14 protein-coding genes and 1 pseudogene are annotated in these 17923 nt (G+C 70.9%); 7 read left to right on the top strand and 8 right to left on the bottom strand.

Features of this window, described 5'->3' with window-relative positions; genetic code table 11:
• Positions 1-38: 38 nt before the first annotated feature.
• Positions 39-350 (bottom strand): DUF4031 domain-containing protein, encoded by a 312-nt coding sequence (locus ACQP00_RS02410; protein WP_433213674.1) that lies wholly within the window; start codon positions 348-350, stop codon positions 39-41.
• Positions 351-369: 19 nt separating this feature from the next.
• Here ACQP00_RS02410 and ACQP00_RS02405 point away from each other — a divergent pair, with 19 nt between their 5' ends.
• Together ACQP00_RS02405 and ACQP00_RS02400 are read left to right on the top strand one after the other, a co-directional pair.
• Complete coding sequence (locus ACQP00_RS02405) at positions 370-1773, top strand: FAD-binding oxidoreductase (protein WP_433213671.1); 1404 nt, start codon at positions 370-372, stop codon at positions 1771-1773.
• An 88-nt stretch (positions 1774-1861) separates the two neighbouring features.
• Positions 1862-2230 carry a hypothetical protein gene (locus ACQP00_RS02400; protein ID WP_433213668.1) on the top strand — a complete coding sequence of 123 codons (369 nt, stop codon included), beginning with the start codon at positions 1862-1864 and terminating at the stop codon, positions 2228-2230.
• A 64-nt stretch (positions 2231-2294) separates the two neighbouring features.
• On the opposite strand, the gene ACQP00_RS02395 is transcribed toward ACQP00_RS02400, so the two are convergent.
• Positions 2295-4226, bottom strand: coding sequence for a glycerol-3-phosphate dehydrogenase/oxidase (locus ACQP00_RS02395; RefSeq protein WP_433213665.1), 1932 nt, complete (start codon positions 4224-4226; stop codon positions 2295-2297).
• On the opposite strand from ACQP00_RS02395, the gene ACQP00_RS02390 reads away from it, so the two are divergent.
• Positions 4207-4662, top strand: coding sequence for an SRPBCC family protein (locus ACQP00_RS02390; protein WP_433213662.1), 456 nt, complete (start codon positions 4207-4209; stop codon positions 4660-4662). The genes ACQP00_RS02395 and ACQP00_RS02390 overlap by 20 nt on opposite strands.
• On the opposite strand, the gene ACQP00_RS02385 is transcribed toward ACQP00_RS02390, so the two are convergent.
• A complete protein-coding gene (locus tag ACQP00_RS02385) occupies positions 4650-6221 on the bottom strand; it encodes a phytoene desaturase family protein (protein WP_433213659.1) in 1572 nt (523 codons plus the stop codon). The genes ACQP00_RS02390 and ACQP00_RS02385 overlap by 13 nt on opposite strands.
• A gap of 62 nt (positions 6222-6283) precedes the next feature.
• Between ACQP00_RS02385 and ACQP00_RS02380 the strand changes: the two genes are divergently transcribed.
• The 3 genes and pseudogenes from ACQP00_RS02380 (at position 6284) to ACQP00_RS02370 (ending at position 10717) form a co-directional block, all read left to right on the top strand.
• Entirely contained in the window at positions 6284-8608 is a 2325-nt protein-coding gene (locus ACQP00_RS02380; protein WP_433213656.1) for a S8 family serine peptidase, read from the top strand.
• 105 nt (positions 8609-8713) lie between these two features.
• Positions 8714-9324: pseudogene (locus ACQP00_RS02375) on the top strand (leucine zipper domain-containing protein); the annotation flags it as partial.
• A gap of 517 nt (positions 9325-9841) precedes the next feature.
• Positions 9842-10717 (top strand): GNAT family N-acetyltransferase, encoded by an 876-nt coding sequence (locus ACQP00_RS02370; protein ID WP_433213653.1) that lies wholly within the window; start codon positions 9842-9844, stop codon positions 10715-10717.
• A gap of 114 nt (positions 10718-10831) precedes the next feature.
• Here the strand turns inward: ACQP00_RS02370 and ACQP00_RS02365 are convergent, their stop codons facing one another.
• Entirely contained in the window at positions 10832-11077 is a 246-nt protein-coding gene (locus ACQP00_RS02365; protein WP_433213650.1) for a hypothetical protein, read from the bottom strand.
• A 107-nt stretch (positions 11078-11184) separates the two neighbouring features.
• On the opposite strand from ACQP00_RS02365, the gene ACQP00_RS02360 reads away from it, so the two are divergent.
• Positions 11185-12258 carry a dipeptidase gene (locus ACQP00_RS02360; protein WP_433213647.1) on the top strand — a complete coding sequence of 358 codons (1074 nt, stop codon included), beginning with the start codon at positions 11185-11187 and terminating at the stop codon, positions 12256-12258.
• A gap of 125 nt (positions 12259-12383) precedes the next feature.
• Here the strand turns inward: ACQP00_RS02360 and groL are convergent, their stop codons facing one another.
• The 4 genes from groL to ACQP00_RS02340 form a co-directional block, all read right to left on the bottom strand.
• On the bottom strand, positions 12384-14003 hold the full coding sequence (groL, locus tag ACQP00_RS02355; RefSeq protein WP_433213644.1) for a chaperonin GroEL: 1620 nt from the start codon (positions 14001-14003) through the stop codon (positions 12384-12386).
• Between the two features lie 411 nt (positions 14004-14414).
• Positions 14415-14618, bottom strand: coding sequence for a cold-shock protein (locus tag ACQP00_RS02350; RefSeq protein WP_190251253.1), 204 nt, complete (start codon positions 14616-14618; stop codon positions 14415-14417).
• A 276-nt stretch (positions 14619-14894) separates the two neighbouring features.
• Positions 14895-16568 carry a phenylacetic acid degradation protein PaaN gene (gene paaN / locus ACQP00_RS02345; RefSeq protein ID WP_433223636.1) on the bottom strand — a complete coding sequence of 558 codons (1674 nt, stop codon included), beginning with the start codon at positions 16566-16568 and terminating at the stop codon, positions 14895-14897.
• A 148-nt stretch (positions 16569-16716) separates the two neighbouring features.
• Positions 16717-17724 carry a GNAT family N-acetyltransferase gene (locus ACQP00_RS02340; RefSeq protein ID WP_433213641.1) on the bottom strand — a complete coding sequence of 336 codons (1008 nt, stop codon included), beginning with the start codon at positions 17722-17724 and terminating at the stop codon, positions 16717-16719.
• Positions 17725-17923: the final 199 nt, after the last annotated feature.

Genomic DNA, 17923 nt, shown 5'->3' with positions numbered 1-17923 from the left:
CCGTACTCCTCGCTTAGCCTTACCTAAGCAAGGGTCACCTAATTTTTCCCAGGAGACAAGCCCTGACCAGGCTTTTTCTTTCCCTTCGAATCAGACAAATGCCGCGGCCGACGCAACCCGGCGGCAACCAGACGCTCAACAATCGTCCGCGAGTCCACCCGGGTGGCACCCAGCCATACGGCGATTTGCGCCCGTTCGGCCGGCAGGTCGTAGTGGTCCCGCTCGAACGCCCGCCGCGGCGCCCCGACCAGCTCGGCGAAGGCATGCAGCTCGGCCGCCGACACGTCACTGATCAGATGCGCCCAGAGGCGCCCGTGCGCGGGCCACCGGGGCGTGTCGATGTAGAGCACACGCACTAGCGTGCCAGGTATGGATCGCGACTTGGATCTGGTCGAGGAGCTGCGGGCGGCGCTGCCTCACGAGGGTGGCGTGCTGACCGATCCGGACCTGCTGCGCTCGTACGAGCACGACGAGGCGGACCTTGTGCCGTACGGCACACCCAGGGTCGTCGTGCGCCCGCGGACCACCGGCCAGGTCTCGGCCGTCCTGCGCGCCGCGAGCCGCCACCGCATCCCCGTCATCCCCCAGGGCGCCCGCTCGGGCCTGGCCGGCGGGGCCAACGCGATCGACGGCGCCATCGTGCTCTCGCTGGTCGCGATGAACGAGATCATCGACATCGACGCGGAGAACCGCATCGCCGTGGTCCAGCCGGGCGTGGTCAACGCCCAGCTGCGCCGGGCGGTGGCGGAGAAGGGCCTGTACTACCCGCCCGACCCCGGCTCCTGGGAACAGTCCACCATCGGCGGCAACGTCTCCACGGACGCCGGCGGCATGTGCTGCGTCAAATACGGCGTCACCAGCGACCACGTCCTGGGCCTGGAGGTCGTCCTGGCCAGCGGCGAGGTGCTGGCCTGCGGGCGGCGGACCGCGAAGGGGGTCGCGGGCTACGACCTGACCAGCCTGTTCGTCGGCTCCGAGGGCACGTTGGGCGTGATCACCGAGATCACCGTGCGGCTGCGGCCCGCGCCGGAGCCGTCACTGACGCTGGTCGCCGTGTTCAACACCTTCGCGGCCGCGGGTGCGGCGGTCTCGGCCATCGTGGGTTCGGGCCTGCAGCCGAGCATGCTGGAGGTCATCGACCGGGTGGCGATGAGCGCGATCGAGGCGTACCGGCCGATGGACCTTCCGACGACCGCGGCTGCCCTGTTGATCGCCTCCGTCGACTCGGGCGCGCGGGCGCCGGACGATCTGGCGGCGATCTCGGCGATGTGCCACCAGGCGCAGGCCGCTGACGTGTACGTGGCGGCGGATGCGGCCGAGGCGGATGCCCTCCTGGCCGCGCGGCGCTTGGCGCATCCGGCGCTGGAGCACTTCGCGGCCCACCTGTTCCCGCTGGGCGGCGGCATCATGGTGGACGACGTGGCGGTCCCCCGGACGCGGCTGGTGGAACTCATCGAGGGCATCGAACGCATCGCGCAGGAGCACGGCGTGGTGGTGGCGACGGTGGGTCATGCCGGCGACGGAAACCTGCACCCGATCATCGTCATCGACCGCTCGGACGCCCTGAACCTGGCGCAGGGACAGAAGGTGTTCGACGCGATCATGTCGCTCGGGCTGTCCTTGGGCGGCACCTCGACCGGCGAGCACGGGGTGGGGCTGCTGAAGCGCGACTGGCTGGCCCGGGAGATCGGCCCGACCGGGCTGAAGGCGCACCGCTCGATCAAGGCCGCCCTGGACCCGGACAACATCCTCAACCCCGGCAAGATCTTCTAGTGGCACGTTTCCGGGATTCTCGCCGCCCGTCGTTTCTCTAACGTTCTTGTCATCACCGAGTTGCCTTTGATGACAGGGAGATAGAGACATGAGCGACGTCGACTACGGGCAGTACGAGGCCGGCCAGGAAAGCGGTTCGCTGGACGAGCTGCACCAGGCCGAAGGTTCCGAGTACGACGCCAACAGCCAGTTCGGCGTGTACGAGCAGGACCACTCCGCGGCCGAGTCCACCGACTTCTCCACCGGCCAGCACGTCGAATACGACGCCCCCGGCGCGGTGCACTACGAGTCGACGGACTTCACCAACTACAGCCACGACGCCTCCGTCGACGACCACGTCTTCGCCGCCGAGGGCTCGGAGTCGGTGCACCAGGCCGAGTTCTCCGAGCTCGACGCCCTGCAGGAGCGCTTCGCCACCGCGTTCGCCAACGGCGCCGAATTCAGCACCGCCAACTAAAACCAGACAACGAACAGCGCGGCCCGTCCTCAGGGACAGGCCGCGCTGTTGTCGTGTGCGGGCCTCAGACGCCGGCGCGGTCGGCCTGGAAGCCGCGGACGTCCGGGGCGCCCAGCCGAGCCGCGTCGGCGGTCAGGTCGTCGGGCATGCGCTGCGACTCCTGCTCCGCGGCCACCCGGGCCAGGTAGTGATCGACCTCGCGGGCGCGGGTGGCCGCGTCCCAGCCGAGGACGTCGCCCATCACGCGGGCGGCGTCCGCGGCGCTCGCGGTGCCGCGGTGGTCGGTCTCGAAGGAGATGCGGGTGCGGCGGGTCAGCACGTCCTCCAGGTGCAGCGCGCCCTCCGCCAGGGCCGCGTACGCGACCTCGGCGGCCAGGTACTCCGGCGCGCCCTCCACCGGGCGGAGCAGCGAAGGGTCGAGCGAGAGGACCTCGAAGGCGAGCGAGCCGTACCGCTCCAGCAGATGCTCAAGCACGCCGGCCTGGATGCCGTGGCGGCGGGCCAGGTCCAGCCGGTTTGTCCACAGTGGATGGTAGCCGTCCGCGCCCAGGAGGGGCAGGTCGGCGGTGCGGGACGCGGGGACCAGGCCGCCGTGCCGGCGCAGGCCGCCGAGGCGGTGCGCGACGCGGTCGATGACGTCGGCGGCCATGACGCGGTAGGTCGTGTACTTGCCGCCGGCGATCAGCATCAGGCCCAGCATCGGCTCGACGACGGCGTGGGTGCGGGACAGGGCCGAGGTCTGCTCGTCGCGGCTGTGCGGCTGGCGGTGCCGCGCCTCGCGGGAGAGCAGGGGGCGCAGGCCCGCGTAGACGCCCTCGATGTCCCCGGTGCCCAGCGGCCGGTCCAGGACGGCGTTGACCTGGCCGAGCAGGTAGGAGATGTCCGTCGCCGACGCCGCTGGGTGGCCGCGGTCCAGGTTCCAGTCGGTGTCGGTGGTGCCGATGATCCAGTGGCCGCCCCACGGGATCACGAACAGGACCGACGTGGGGGTACGGAGGATGAGCCCGGCCTCGCCCGTGATGGCGGAGCGGGGTACCACCAGATGCACCCCCTTGCTCGCGCGCACCTGCAGGCCGGAGGACTCGCGGGGGCCCGCGGCCGAGAGCATGCCGGCGATGTCGTCCATCCACACGCCGGTCGCGGCCACCACGGTGCGGGCGTGGACCTCGAACTCCTCGCGGGACTCCAGGTCGCGGACCCGGACGCCGGTGACCTCGCGGGCGTCGCGGAGCAGGCCGACCGCGCGGGCGCTGGGGACGATCGCGGCGCCGAGACTGGCCGCGGTACGCGCCAGCGTGGCCACCAGCCGCGCGTCGTCGACCTGGCCGTCGAAGTACTGGATGGCGCCGCTGATCGCGTCCTCGCGCAGGGACGGGAAGCGGCGGTGGGTCTCCGCGCGGGAGAGGTGGCGGTGCAGGGGCATGCCGCGCGGTGACGATCGCCGCAGGCGCGCGGTCGCGGCGAAGGCGTCGTAGAGGCCCACCCCGGCGCCGTAGTACGCGCGCTGCCAGGCCCGCCGGCCCAGGCCCGTCAAGCCTCGCTGCGCGGGGAGCGGGACGAGGATGGGCACTGGACGTACCAGATGAGGAGCCAATCGGGACGCGAGCAGGCCGCGCTCCTGCAGCGCCTCGGCGACCAGGCCGAACTCGAGCTGTTCGAGATAGCGCAGGCCACCGTGGATGAGCTTCGAGGAGCGGCTGGAGGTGCCCGAGGCCAGGTCGCGGGCCTCGATCAGGGCGACCGACAGGCCGCGGGAGGCGGCGTCGAGGGCGGCCCCGGCGCCCGTGACGCCGCCGCCGATGATCAGGACGTCGAAACGCTCCCGCCGCAGCCGGGCCACGTCGGCGGCACGGCGTGCGGGCGACAGGCGGGACGCCTCGAAACGGGACGTGGAGGGTTCACGGCGCACTACTACACGGTAGCCTCGCCCGTCACGCCGATGGTGTGAGATGCGCTGCCACGGGCATGAGACAAGGGTGTCCATCACCGAACGCATCGTGCGGGCCCCGGCCGAGAACGTGTACGCCGTACTGTCGGATGGCTGGTCGTATTCCGACTGGGTGGTCGGAACGGCGCACATCCGCGATGTCGACGCCGAGTGGCCCGCGCCCGGGTCACGGCTGCTGCACAAGGCCGGCCCGTGGCCGCTGTCGATCCGCGACCGCAGCGAGTCGCTGGAGTGGGAGCCGGGGCGGATGCTGCTGCTGAAGGTGCACCTGTGGCCGTTCGGGGCCGGGCACGTGCGCTTCACCCTCGACCCGCTCGACGAGCAGGCCACCCGGGTCACCCTGCAGGAGCAGTTCACCGACGGCCCGCTGCTGGGCGTGCGCAACAAGGTCGGCGACGTGCTCCTGCACTTCCGCAACACCGAGGTGCTGCAGCGCCTGGCCGACCACGCCGAGCGGCGGATGGCGGCCGCTCAGCGCGGGTAGATCCGGCGCAGGGCGGCGTCGATCGCGGCCTTGTAGGCGTCGCCCAGAACCGGCCGGTTGCGGGCCAGCGCCGCGCGGGCCGCGTTCGCGCCGGGCGCGCCGTGCACGCCGCCGCCGGGGTGGGCGCTGGAGCTCGCGAGGTACAACTTGTCGATCGGCGTGTCCGCGCGCCCCAGTCCGGGCGTGGGCCGCCAGATGAGCTGCTGATACGCGCCGGCCGTGCCGCCGTTGATGGCCCCGTCGACCAGGGACGGGTTCTTGGCCTGCAGTTCCGCCGGGCCGGCCACATAGCGGGCCAGGACCAGGTCGTCGAAGCCGGGAGCGTGCCGCCGCAGCGTGTCGGTGACCCGGTCCACGTGCGCCGCGATGGCTTCCGGGCCGATTTCTCGAGGCAGATGGGTGTACGCCCAGAGCTGCTCGGTCCCGCCCGGCGAACGCGTCGGGTCGGCCGTGGTCATCTGCCCGATGAGCAGGAACGGGTCCTCGGGCGGGCGGCCGGTCGACAGGTCCGCGGCGTAGCGCACCGGATCGGCGCCGAGGTGCACGGTGCCGGCCCCGGCGACGTCGGGCGAGATCCACGGCACCGGGCCGGAGAGCGCCCAGTCGATCTTCAGAGTGGCATTGTCCCAGCGGAACCCGGCCAGGTCCGCCAGCAGCCGGCCAGGCAGATGTTCGGGTTTGATCATCGTCTGGTACAGCGGGAGCGCCGGAACATCCGCGATGACCGCTCGGCGCGCCCGGAAAAACCTCCCGTCCGCGCAGCGCACCCCCAGCGCTCGGCCGCCACCCACGATGACCTGCTCGACGGCGGCATGACGGTGCACGACGCCGGGGAAGCGGCGCAGGAGCGCGTCGGTGATCTGCTGCGCGCCGCCGACAGGGACCGGGAAGCCGTACTGCTGGGCGAGCATCGCCAGCAGCCAGCCGAACCCGCCGCCGGCCGCGTCGTCGGGCGCCAGGTCGGTGTGCAGCGCGAGGCCGGTGAGTAGCATCCGGGCGCCGTCGCCGGCGAACAGTTCCTCACCCAGGACGCGGGCCGGGACCAGGAAGCGGCGGCCGAGCCGGAGCGCGCCGCCCAGCCCGGCGCGCGCGGCGAGGCGGGCGCCCGCGCGGACCGGTGGAAACGGGGTGAGCAGGGCCGGGATGAGGTCGGGGGCGAGGGCGCGCCACTCGGCGTACCACTGCCGCCAGGCCTTGCCGTCGCCCGGCGCGAACCGCTCCAGCGACTCGACGGTGATGTCGAGCTCGCGGCTGAGCACGGCGGCGCGGCCGTCGGGGAACAGGTGGGCCACCACCTCGGGGGCGTGCGTCCAGCGCAGGCCGTGCGCCTCCAGGTCGAGGGCGAGCAGCGGCGGGGAGGCGGCCGAGAGCGGGTAGAACGCGCTGCACAGGTCGCTCAGGAACCCGGGCGCGGTGACCTCGGCCGAGCGCACCGCCCCGCCGATGTCGCCGGTGGCCTCCAGGACCGCCACGTCCCAGCCCGCGTCGGCGAGCATGTTGGCCGCGACCAGGCCGTTGTGTCCCGCCCCGATCACGACCGCGTCGACCGTTTCCGTCATGCTCCCCAGTCTCCTTCTCACGCCCTCGGGATTTGTCATACCCGCCACGTAGCATCCGGACCATGGAACCTGGGGCGGTGCCGTCGAAGCGAGCGTGGGGCTGGTCGCTGGCCCTGACGATCGTGCTCGGGCTGTGGGTTCCGTTCGTCGTGGTGGCCCCCAACGCGGTGCTGTGGCTGGTCGCCGACACGCTGACCATCGAGGGCGAGTCGGTGCCGCGGGTCCTCTGGGTCGCCGTCGCGGTCGGCACCCTGCTGCTGGTCGGCGTGCCGGCGCTGCTGCTGGCGATGCTCTCGCCGGTGCGCTTCGCGCGGATCGCGGGCCGGCAGTGGGCGCTCACGGCCGGTTTCGGCGCACTGCTGGGGTGCGCACGCCTGGTGCCGCTGACGTACCACGAGGTGTACCTGGCCCTGCTGGCCGCGCTCGCCGCCGGGGCCGCCCTGGTCCACCGGCTCGTCGCCGGGCGGGTGGAGCGGCGCGGGGAGCCGGACCGCTGGATGGTGTGGCTGTCGCTCGCCGCCGGGCTGCTGCTCCTGCTGCCCTGGCTGTGGGTGGGTGCGCTGGGCGGGGCCACCGAGACCGTGCTCGCGCTGGTCGCCGCGCTCGCCGTGGGCTGGCTGGCCACCCGGCCGCTGCTCGCCCTGACCAGCCGCGCGGTCACGCCCGGGCACCGGTGGGGCGGTGCGGCGCTCGGCGGGCTGCTCGCGGGCGTGGCGCTGGTGCCGCTGGCGGCGGGGGTGGGGGAACCGGCGGTACAACTGCTGGCTCTGGTGTGTGTGCCGCCGGTGGCGTTCGCGCTGGGCGCGTTGCGTCAGGCCGGCGTGCCGTCCGTGGTGGCGCTGCTGACGCCGGTGTTGTTCGGTCCGCTCGGGCTGGTCGACCCGGACGAGACGTCGCTGATCCTGGGCCTGCGCGACGGGCTGTTCTGGGGCGCGATCGGCGCGGCCGCGGCGGGCGTGCTGGCCCTGGTCGCCGCGATCGCGCTGCTGGTCGTGTTCCGGCGGGTGCACTGGCACGCGTGGCTCGCCGCGGTCCTGGCCGTGGTGGTCGCGGCGGCCGGTGCCACGGTCTACATCGCGCTGGGCCGGCCCGGGCTGTCCGGCGAGCGGCTCTTCGTGGTCATGCGCGAGCAGGCCGACCTGTCGGGGCTGCCGGCCGTGAGCGATCGGGCCGAGCGGGTGCGGCAGACGTACGAGCGGCTGGTCACGACGGCCGAGCGCACCCAGGCCCCGCTGCGCAAGGAGCTGCGCGACAAGCACGTCTCGTTCACCCCGTTCTACCTGGTCAACGGCATCGAGGTGGACGCCGGCCCGCTGGCCCGGCAGTGGCTGGCCGGCCGCTCCGACGTCGCCCACGTGCTGCTCAACCCGCAGCTGCGACCGCTGCCGGCGGCGGCCGAGCCGATGCACGGCTCGCAGGCGGCGCCGAGCGCGACGCCGTGGAACCTGACGCTGATCGGTGCCGACCGGGTCTGGTCCGAGCTGAAGACCACCGGCCAGGGCATCGTCGTGGGCAGTTCGGACTCGGGCGTCGACGGCACCCACCCGGCGCTGCGCGGCAACTTCCGCGGCGGCGACGACTCCTGGCTGGACCCGTACGGCAAGGACACCACGCCGACCGACGGCAACGGCCACGGCACCCACACCATGGCCACGGCGGTCGGCGCGGGCGTGGGCGTGGCCCCGGGCGCCGAGTGGATCGCGTGCGAAAACCTGCCCCGCAACCTCGGCAGCATGACCAACTACCTGACGTGCCTGCAGTTCATGCTCGCGCCGTACGCCAAGGGAGCCGACCCCTGGCACGCCGGCCACCCCGAGCGCGCCCCGCAGGTGCTCACCAACTCCTGGGGCTGCCCGACGGTCGAGGGCTGCGACCTGTACTCCATGCGCCCGGCCATCGACGCCTTCACCGCCGCGGGCATCTTCTTCGTCGCGGCGGCGGGCAACACCGGCCCCCGCTGCGACACCATCACCGACCCACCGGCCAACTACGCCGCGACCCTGACCGTGGGCGCCGTCGACCGCTCCTCGCGCGTGGCCGAGTTCTCGAGCCGCGGCCCGGCCCCCGACGGCTCGCCCAAGCCCGACGTGATGGGCCCGGGCGTCGACATCCTGTCAGCCCTGCCCGGCGGCGGGTACGACGTGCTGAGCGGTACCTCGATGGCCACCCCCCACGTGGCGGGCGTGGTCGCCTTGATGTGGTCGGCCAACCCGGCCCTGATCGGCGACATCGCCCGCACGCGCGCCATCCTCACCGCAACGGCGGCCCCGGTCCAGCTACGCGGCGCCACTTGCGGCGGCTCCGCCAACGTCGAGGGCGCGGGGCTGGTGAACGCTTTCGCTGCTGTCCAGGCGGCCGAGGCCGCGAAGGAGCAGACCAAGCCCTAGCCGTACTGCCCATGAGCGCTGTTGACGCGGCGGATTGGCTTGATCGATAGAAAGACCTCCGGCGAGGTGCGAGTTACGACGCTTTCACCCTGACCAGAGTTCTCCATGGCCTACCGCGACGCCCGGCTGACCGTGCATGGCCGCCGCCTCCTCATCGCGCTTGTCGTGCGCGACGGCCGGTCTCTCGCGCACGTGGTCAAGGAGCTGAGCTGTTCCCGGGCGACTGGCTACAAGTGACTGGCCCAGTGGCGCGCGCCGAAGGCGACCCTGGACTCGCCGACCGGCCCAGCACAGCACACCGGCTCCCCGGCAAGACCAGGCCGCAGCTGGAAGCCCGGGTCTGCGCGCTGGCGCACCGAGCTCAAACGCGGCCCACGCAGGCTGGCTCCGCTGCCGGGCATGCCAGCCTCCACGGTGCACGCCGTGCTCCCCCGGCATGCCTGCACCGCCTGGCCTGGCTGCACCGCCTGGCCTGCCTGCACCGCGCCGCCGCCCACTTCGCGCGGTTGGGCATCACCCGCATCGAACGCATGATGACCGACAACACCCTGGCCCACCGCCGCGGCCGCGCCTGGCACCAAACCCTGACCGAAACCCTGCCCGACCTCGGCGCCCAGGCCCGATACAGCCGCCGCTACCGCCCACAAACCAACGGCAAACCCGCACGCTTCAACCGCACCATGTGCAACGAATGGATCTACGCCCGGCCCTTCACGGCAGCGCGGCACGACAGCAGCGCGGCACGACAGCAGCGCGGCACGACAGCAGCGCGGCACGACAGCAGCGCGTGAACAGAGGCGGCGCGGCGCGACGGCAGCACTGCGGCCGGCGTCGGCGGGTGGGTGTGTTGGTGACGACCTCGCAGCGGTGATGGCAATCGCGGCGGCGGTCTCGCGTTCCGGCGACGGTCTCGCGTTCTAAGGGCGGTCTCGCGTTCTAAGGGCGGTCTCCCGTTCCGGTCCGGCGGTGCTCTCTCGGGCGGTGGTGACGACCTTGCAGCGGTGCTGGCGATCGCGGCGTCGACCGGGATGCAGCTGGTCGGTGGCCGGGGTATGACCACGAAAAGTCGGGCGCTGGCGCGCCGCGACTTTTCGGACTTATCGCCCGACAGGGCATACGCACCCTTAACCCCGCTTTGCCCGAATCACGCGGTCGGTTGTGGCGGGGTGGGGCGGGGTTGCGGAGGCGTGACCTGGGCGGACCTCCGGCGAAACAGTTAGGTATGTTTACCAAATGATCGTGGACCTCGATGACGTTGCTGGTGCTGGGGTGCTGCTTTCTCGCGCGCTTGACCTGCCGGAGGACGCTGCCGAGGGTGGGGTGCTCGCCGCCAGGCTTGCTACGCCGCCGGTTGGGCGGGGTGTGGTCAGGGTTGGGGCATCGGACGGTACCGGTGCGGCGTTTGCTTCTATCAATGATGTCGATCCCGGTTTGGGGCATGTTGAGCTGCTCGCGGTGCTGCCTGAGGCGCGCCGGCGCGGGGTGGGAGCGCGGCTTCTGCGCGCGGTTGAGGAGCGGCTCCGCGCGATGGGTGCGACTCGCGTTCGGCTCGGGGGGAATCCGCCTTGTTATGCGTGGCCCGGAATTGACGTGCGGTACACGCCGGCGGTTTGTTTGGCGCGGCGGGCCGGGTACAAGATCAGCGATACCGCTTGGAACATGACGGCGGACTTGGGTCGGCGTGAGGCGTTGCCGGTGGCGGCGGATGAGGCGCGGCTTCTCGATGCGGGCGTCAAGGTTGAGGGCGCCGGGCCGGGGACGTCCGAGTGGGTGCGCGCGATCTGGGGGGACGGCTGGGCCTGGGAGGTTGAGCAGTCTTTGGGGCGCGTGGGGGCGGGCTGCTACGTCGCGACTCGGGACGGCGAGGTGCTGGGGTTCGCGGCGTACGGGGCGAATCGGCCCAGCTGGTTCGGGCCGATGGGCACGGCGCCGGCCGCCGAGGGGCTGGGGGTTGGGCGCGTGCTGCTGCGGCGGTGCCTGGCTGATCAGCGGGCCATGGGGCTGCGTACGGCGCAGATCGGCTGGGCCGGGCCGATCGGGTTCTACTCCAAGGCCGTCGGCGCGCGGGTCGAGCGGGTGTTCTGGATCTACACGAAGTCGTTGGTGTGAAACGTATGCGGGGCAGGGCCGTGGGTTCGCCACGATCCTGCCCCGCACACGTGCCGCCGTCGCCCGTGATCCCCCGTCATGCCACGGGCGGCGACGCGTCTGTGGCGGCCTTGCTCACATGTCGGGCTGGTTGCCGCGCTTCTTCTGCAGTGAGGTCTGCTCCTGCTGCGTCTTCGTGCGCGCCCGCATGGTGGCCGTGTTCGCGTTGGTGGACTCGCCGGACATGATCGAGTCGGGCGTGATCGTCATGTCGTCGGTGAGGTCCTGGTCCAGGTAGCCGAGGTCGTCTTCGGAACGGTGCATGCCGCGCTCGATGCCCTGGCTGTCGAAGCTGCTGCTGTTCTTCTTTGACTTGCCCATGGGTCCCCCCTCATGTCGGCCAACTTCACCATATGAGGACCGTTCGTATGTCCGCGGCAAAACGCGCATTTCGCGACCTGCCCTTTGGCCGCCTTTAAGGTCGGTACATGGACGTACTGGACGGCCACAACGACCTGCCGTGGCGCCTGCGCGTGCGCGACCCCGGCGAGACGCTGGACCTGCGCGACGACCTGGCCGGCCTGGGCCTGCACACCGACCTCCCGCGCCTGGCCAAGGGTGGGGTAGGAGCGCAGTTCTGGAGCGTGTACGTCCCGAACGACCGCCCCGAGCCGCAAGCCGCCATTCAGGTCGTGGAGCAGGTCGAACTCGTCCGCCGCATCGTCGACCGCTATCCGGACGCCCTGGCCCTGGCGACGACGGCGGCCGAGGTGGAACAGGCCCGGTCGGCGGGGCGCATCGCCTGCCTCATGGGCGCGGAGGGCGGCCACTGCCTGGACAAATCCCTGGTCGTGCTGGGTTCGCTGCATCGCCTGGGCATCCGGTACCTCACGCTCACCCACTCCCGCAACACCGACTGGGCCGACAGCGCGACCGACAAGCCCGCGAGCGGCGGCCTGTCCCCGTTCGGCCACGAGGTGGTCCGCGAGCTCAACCGCCTCGGCATGCTCTGCGACCTGGCCCACGTCGCGGACGCGACGATGCACGCCGCGCTGGACACGTCGGTGCACCCCGCGTTCTTCTCCCACTCGTCGGCGCGCGCGCTCTGCGACCACCCGCGCAACGTCCCGGACGACGTCCTGCTCCGGGTGCGTGACTCCGAGGGTCTGGTGATGATCACGTTTGTACCGTTCTTTCTCACCAACCCCTGCCGCGAGTGGGGCGAGGAGCTGGCCCGGGTCGAGGACGCGATCGCCGTTGCGTGGGACACCCCGGACTTCCTGCGCGAGCGCCAGGACTGGATCGACGCCAACCCGTGCCCGCCGACGACGGTGGGGGACGTGGCCGACCACGTGGAGCACGTACGCGGGGTCGCCGGCATCGACGCGGTCGGCCTCGGCGGCGACTTCGACGGCACCGAGATCGTCCCTACGGGCCTGCCGGACGTGTCGGCCTATCCGGCGCTGTTCGCGGAGCTGGGCGACCGCGGCTGGTCAGAGGCCGAACTGCGCAAGCTGGCCTGGGACAACGCACTCCGGGTGCTACGCGCCACCTGCGGATAAGCCCGGTCGCAGAAAGCGCGAGACCTGGACGTGGAAAGCGCGGCCCGGACATGGAAGCGGGCCCATAGCAAAGCGGGCCGGCCCAAAGGGCCGGCCCGCTCCGGTAGAGCTGTGGAAGGCTGGACTCAGAAGTCCATGTCGCCGCCGCCAGGGGCGGCCGGGGCCTTCTCCTTCTCCGGCTTGTCCGCCACCACGGCCTCCGTGGTGAGGAACAGCGCGGCGATGGACGCGGCGTTCTGCAGCGCCGAGCGCGTCACCTTGGCCGGGTCGATGATGCCCTCGGCCAGGAGGTTGACGTACTCGCCGGTCGCGGCGTTGAGGCCGTGGCCGGGCTCCAGGTTGCGCACGCGCTCGACGACGACGCCGCCCTCGAGGCCCGCGTTCACGGCGATCTGACGCAGCGGGGCGTCGAGCGCGACCTTGACGATGTTCGCGCCGGTCGCCTCGTCGCCGACCAGGTCGATCTTGTCGAACGCGGTCTTGCCGGCCTGCACGAGGGCCACGCCACCGCCGGGGACGATGCCCTCTTCGACGGCCGCCTTCGCGTTGCGCACGGCGTCCTCGATGCGGTGCTTGCGCTCCTTGAGCTCGACCTCGGTGGCCGCGCCGACCTTGATGACCGCGACGCCGCCGGCCAGCTTGGCCAGGCGCTCCTGCAGCTTCTCGCGGTCGTAGTCCGAGTCGCTCTTCTCGATCTCGGCGCGGATCTCGGAGACCCGGCCGTTGATCGCCTCGGCGTCACCGGCACCATCGACGATGGTGGTCTCGTCCCGGCTGACGACGACCTTGCGGGCGCGGCCGAGCAGGGAGAGGTCGGCGTTCTCGATCTTGAGGCCGAGGGTCTCGCTGATGACCTGGCCACCCGTCAGGATGCCGATGTCGGCGAGCATGGCCTTGCGGCGGTCACCGAAGCCGGGGGCCTTGACGGCGACCGACTTGAACGTGCCGCGGATCTTGTTCACGACGAGGGTCGCCAGGGCCTCGGCCTCGACGTCCTCGGCGATGATCGCGAGCGGCTTGCCCGCCTGCATGACCTTCTCCAGCACCGGGAGCAGGTCCTTCACCGCGGAGATCTTCGACTCGACGATGAGGATGTAGGGGTCGTCGAGGACGGCCTCCATCCGGTCGCTGTCGGTCGCGAAGTACGGCGAGATGTAGCCCTTGTCGAAGCGCATGCCCTCGGTGAGCTCGAGCTCGAGGCCGAAGGTGTTGCTCTCCTCGACGGTGATGACGCCTTCCTTGCCGACCTTGTCCATCGCCTCGGCGATGATCTCGCCGACCGTGGAGTCGCCGGCGGAGATGGAGGCGGTGGAGGCGATCTGCTCCTTGGTCTCCACGTCCTTGGCGAGGTTGGCCAGCTCGTCGGCGACGGAGGCGACAGCCGCCTCGATGCCGCGCTTGAGGGCCATCGGGTTCGCGCCGGCCGCGACGTTGCGCAGGCCCTCACGGACCAGCGCCTGCGCGAGCACGGTGGCCGTCGTCGTGCCGTCACCGGCGACGTCGTCGGTCTTCTTCGCGACTTCCTTGACCAGCTCGGCGCCGATCTTCTCGTACGGGTCCTCGAGCTCGATCTCCTTGGCGATGCTCACACCATCGTTGGTGATGGTGGGCGCGCCCCACTTCTTCTCGAGGACGACGTTGCGGCCCTTGGGCCCGAGCGTCACCTTGACGGCGTCGGCGAGCTGGTTCATGCCCCGCTCGAGACCGCGGCGCGCCTCTTCGTCGAACGCGATAATCTTGGCCATTCGGCGTTGTCCTCCTGGACACTCACGATTCGCCTCGACCCCGTGGGGCCTGCGGCTCACCGCCTGCTTTCGCACCTTCGGGGCCCCAGCGGGAGCCCCGGGCGGTCGGGCCGGATGAGCCCGCGACGACCAGCCTCACGGTGGTTGCCCACCGGAGGACTGCACCGTCCCGACCTTGGCACTCACGGGTTGCGAGTGCCAAGTCCCTGTTTAGCACTCTGGCCGGTCGAGTGCAAGCAAACGGAGAGCCCCACGAGGTGATCCCCAGGGTTCACCCAGAGAGCGCTCTCCCATACGGACGCCGACAAGGAATGAAAAGAAATGCCGTAAAAAGGACGCAGGGCACCAGCCCTCGTCAATGAGGGCGGTGCCCCGGCGGTTGAATACGGAGACTTGGGTCAGCCTGGGGAGTCAGGCCAGGAGCCGAACCCCTTCGGCCTGCGGCCCCTTCTGACCCTGCGCGATCTCGAACTCGACGCGCTGTCCGTCTTCCAGCGACTTGTAGCCGTCCATCTGAATCGCGGAGAAGTGGACGAAGACGTCCTGCCCCCCGTCGACCGCGATGAAGCCGTAGCCCTTTTCGCTGTTGAACCACTTGACGGTGCCCTGTGCCACGGTGCACTTCCTCTACTTCGGTCCTGCTGCTTACTCGGCTGGCTGTGGGGACCAGCTCCGGGTCTTCATCCACAGCCGCCGGGTCCGGGGGTGGAACCGGCGAAGGAAGACGACCGAACCGCACGGTACAGGAGTAACCCCACTCCCGACAGGCCTAAATCGGACAGCAAGGTCACGGTTCAAACAGCGGAAAAAGGTCGCCGAGCATGCCTTCTCGCAACTTTTCCTTGCAGAGTCAAGCATCGCCCGGCGACTACTCGTTAGGAACCTTCAGCACTACACGTGACGTCGTGACTGAACGACACGGAACCTGCTGGCGACGTAGGCACCGTCGGTCAGCGCGGCATTGGCCGCGGGATTGGCACCGCTGGCATGGAAGTCGGAAAACGCGGCGGACTGGTTCACGAACACACCGCCGGTAAGGTTCACTGACAAATGCACACCTGCAACCAAAGCGGCCTCTTCCACGGCGTCGAGGACGTCCGGCGACGTCGAATAGACCGACGCGGTCAATGCGCCCTTCTTGCCGACCGTGTCCGCGAAGATCCGCACACTGCCGTCCGTGGAATCGGTCGCGACAACGAAGGAAATGGGACCGAACCACTCCGACCCATAGGTCTCGGCGTCATCCGCGCCGAGTTTCCGGATGAGCGGTGTACGCACAGTCGCGGTCGCATAAGCCGGGTGTGAAACGTCTGAGGATTCGAGTACCGGATCGCCGACGGTCGCGGCTTTCTGGAGCCTCTCCAGAACGCCTTCGTTCACGATTGCGCCGGTGAGTTCCACGCCCTTGGCGGCATCTCCGGTGAGTGCACCGACGGCCTCCGCAATGCCACGCGCGACGTCGTCGAGGCTCTTGTGCCCCTCGTTGGTCGCGATGCCTCCCACGGGCACGAGAATGTTCTGCGGAGTGGTGCACATCTGCCCGGAGTACAACACCAAGGAGAACCCGATGTTGCGGCACATTCCGGCGAAGTCGTCGGTCGAGTCGACCACCACGGTGTTCACGCCGGCCTTCTCGGTGTAGACCACGGCCTGGCGCGCGTTGCCCTCCAGCCAGTCGCCGAACTCGGTCGAGCCGGTGAAGTCGATGATGCGGACCTCGGGGCGCAGGGCCAGGGTCTTGGCCAGCCCCTCGCCGGGCGCCTCGGCGGCCAGCAGCACGAGGTTGGGGTCGAAGCCGGCGTCGGCGAGCGTCTCGCGGGCGATCTTCACGGTGATCGCCAGCGGCAGGACGGCCCGCGGGTGCGGCTTGACGACCACCGGGTTGCCCGTGGCCAGGGACGCGAAGAAGCCCGGGTACGAGTTCCACGTGGGGAACGTGTTGCAGCCGATGACGAGGGCGGCACCACGCGGTACAACATGGAAGGTCTTCGACATGTGCAGCGTCTGGCCCTTGCCCGCGGGCTTCTGCCAGTCGGCCGCGGCCGGGGTGCGGGTCATCTCGCGGTAGGCGTAGGCGACGGCCTCGAGCGCCCGGTCGAACGCGTGCGGGGCGCCGGCCTGGAACGCCATCACGAAGGCCTGGCCGGTGGTGGCGTGCACGGCGTTGGCGAGCTCGAACGAGGCCTTGTGCAGCCGGTCGAGGATCTCCAGACAGACGCCGGTGCGGGTCTGCGGGCCGGCCGCGCGCCAGGCGGGCATGCCCTCGGCCAGCGCGGCGAACGCGGCGTCGACGTCCAGGTGCGGGTAGCGCACGTCCAGCTCGATGCCGAACGGCGAGCGCTCGGTGGCCACCCAGTCGGTGATGCCGGGCTGATCCTTGAGGGGGAAATCGGCGCCGAGGTACGCCCGGAAGGCCGCCTCCCCCTCGCCGGCGGCGTGCTCGCCGTAGATGCGGGGGCTGGGCGACTCGGGATAGTTGGACCAGTACGCACGCTCGGCGATCGCGGTCAGCGCCCGCTCCAGCGTGTCGGCGTGGCTGGCGAACATGGGGTGTGAGTTCTCCATGTCCGCCATCCTGCCGCACCGGACGGCCTCTCGGGCACCGTTGGATACCGTGCGATGCCCTGAGGAACAGTGGGGGAGCAAGCTCCACCCACACCCCCTCAAAAGAGCACCCGGTCCTCCCCCCAGCGAAAGTGATGCTGAAGCGGTCCTAAGCCAGCGGCCCCTGCCAGTTGGCCCAGAGGTCGACGAACCGGAACCCCATGGCCTCGTTGATGGCGATCATGTACGAGTTGTCCGCCGCGTTGAACGTGTCGATCACCGTCACTCCCGGCTCCGCCGCCCGCATGGTCCGCAGGTTGGCGAGCTTGGCCACCAGGCCGAGGCGGTGGCCCCGGTGCGCCGGGTGGACCAGGGTGATCAGCTGCCAGGCGTGCCAGTCGACGGTCCGGGCGACCTTGATCGCCGTCCACGCGACCATCCGGCCGGTGGCCTCGTGGATGAGCCCGGTCTCGTACCGCCGCGACCCCCACGCCACGAAGGCCGCGTGCTGCTCGCGCAGCCGGGCCGCGTCGACCTTCTCCGGCTCGTAGACGAGGTCGCCCATCGGCGTCTCCGCCATGAACGAGCTGTCGAGCGCGGCGAGGTCCTCGACGTGCTCGTCGGGCAGCGTGTCGCCCCAGTGCACGAGCCGGTAGCCGGCCGCGCGCGCGAGCGCGTCGGCCTCGAGGCGGTCGAGGGCCGCCTGGTCCACGTCGGCCAGCAGAAGCCGGCGGCGCGCGTCGAGCAGGCCGTTGGTGAGTCCCAACGAGGCGGCGAACGCGCTGGGCGCGGCCCCGGTGGGGCTGAAGCCGAGCACGGTGGTCCGGCCGTCGGCGCGGGCGACCGCCCCCGCCTGTGCGAACAGCGCTCGGCCGACGCCCCGGCGCCGGTGGGCCGGGTGCACGTGGACGTCGACGACGGCCTTGTCGAAGTTGTCGTGGGCGGTCAGGTCGACCTGGGCGACGCCGACGGGCTCGTCGCCGTCCCGGGCGAGCAGCAGCGTCCGCGGGCCGCGCGGCGGCGGGACCCGGAACTGCATGTCGAACTGGTACCGGCACTCCGGCGGGAGGTCCGGCAGGTCGGCGTGGAGGGACGCGCCGACGATCGTGAACGCCGCGTCGACGGCGGCCGGGTCATCGGCGCTGACCTCGACGATCTCTAGCGTTGACTGGGCCATGAGGGTGAGGGTCGCGCCGCGCGGCAGACCTCTGCAAACCATTTATGCCCGGAAATTGGTCGAGAGGACGCTCGCCAACACCTCCGGTGTTGTGGTCGCGGATCCAAGGATCTCGCGGCGACACGTCCTCCCGCACCGAGCATCTTGAACCCCGGACTTAGGGCAGTCAAGTCAGCAAACCGACGATGTGCTCATCGAT

Source organism: Dactylosporangium sp. CS-047395, from assembly GCF_050942185.1.
Classification (GTDB): domain Bacteria; phylum Actinomycetota; class Actinomycetes; order Mycobacteriales; family Micromonosporaceae; genus Dactylosporangium.
Note: the sequence above shows the minus strand (reverse complement) of the source record. Positions and strands in the feature narration are given on the sequence as shown.

What these genes read in the sequence shown, in the direction of transcription:
- ACQP00_RS02360 (WP_433213647.1), top strand. Translation starts at nt 11,185, where the DNA reads ATGGACGTACTGGACGGCCACAACGACCTGCCGTGGCGCCTGCGCGTG.
- ACQP00_RS02340 (WP_433213641.1), bottom strand. Translation starts at nt 17,724, where the DNA reads ATGGCCCAGTCAACGCTAGAGATCGTCGAGGTCAGCGCCGATGACCCG.
- ACQP00_RS02385 (WP_433213659.1), bottom strand. Translation starts at nt 6,221, where the DNA reads ATGACGGAAACGGTCGACGCGGTCGTGATCGGGGCGGGACACAACGGC.
- groL (WP_433213644.1), bottom strand. Translation starts at nt 14,003, where the DNA reads ATGGCCAAGATTATCGCGTTCGACGAAGAGGCGCGCCGCGGTCTCGAG.
- ACQP00_RS02365 (WP_433213650.1), bottom strand. Translation starts at nt 11,077, where the DNA reads ATGGGCAAGTCAAAGAAGAACAGCAGCAGCTTCGACAGCCAGGGCATC.
- ACQP00_RS02400 (WP_433213668.1), top strand. Translation starts at nt 1,862, where the DNA reads ATGAGCGACGTCGACTACGGGCAGTACGAGGCCGGCCAGGAAAGCGGT.
- ACQP00_RS02395 (WP_433213665.1), bottom strand. Translation starts at nt 4,226, where the DNA reads ATGCGTTCGGTGATGGACACCCTTGTCTCATGCCCGTGGCAGCGCATC.
- ACQP00_RS02380 (WP_433213656.1), top strand. Translation starts at nt 6,284, where the DNA reads ATGGAACCTGGGGCGGTGCCGTCGAAGCGAGCGTGGGGCTGGTCGCTG.
- ACQP00_RS02405 (WP_433213671.1), top strand. Translation starts at nt 370, where the DNA reads ATGGATCGCGACTTGGATCTGGTCGAGGAGCTGCGGGCGGCGCTGCCT.
- paaN (WP_433223636.1), bottom strand. Translation starts at nt 16,568, where the DNA reads ATGGAGAACTCACACCCCATGTTCGCCAGCCACGCCGACACGCTGGAG.
- ACQP00_RS02370 (WP_433213653.1), top strand. Translation starts at nt 9,842, where the DNA reads ATGATCGTGGACCTCGATGACGTTGCTGGTGCTGGGGTGCTGCTTTCT.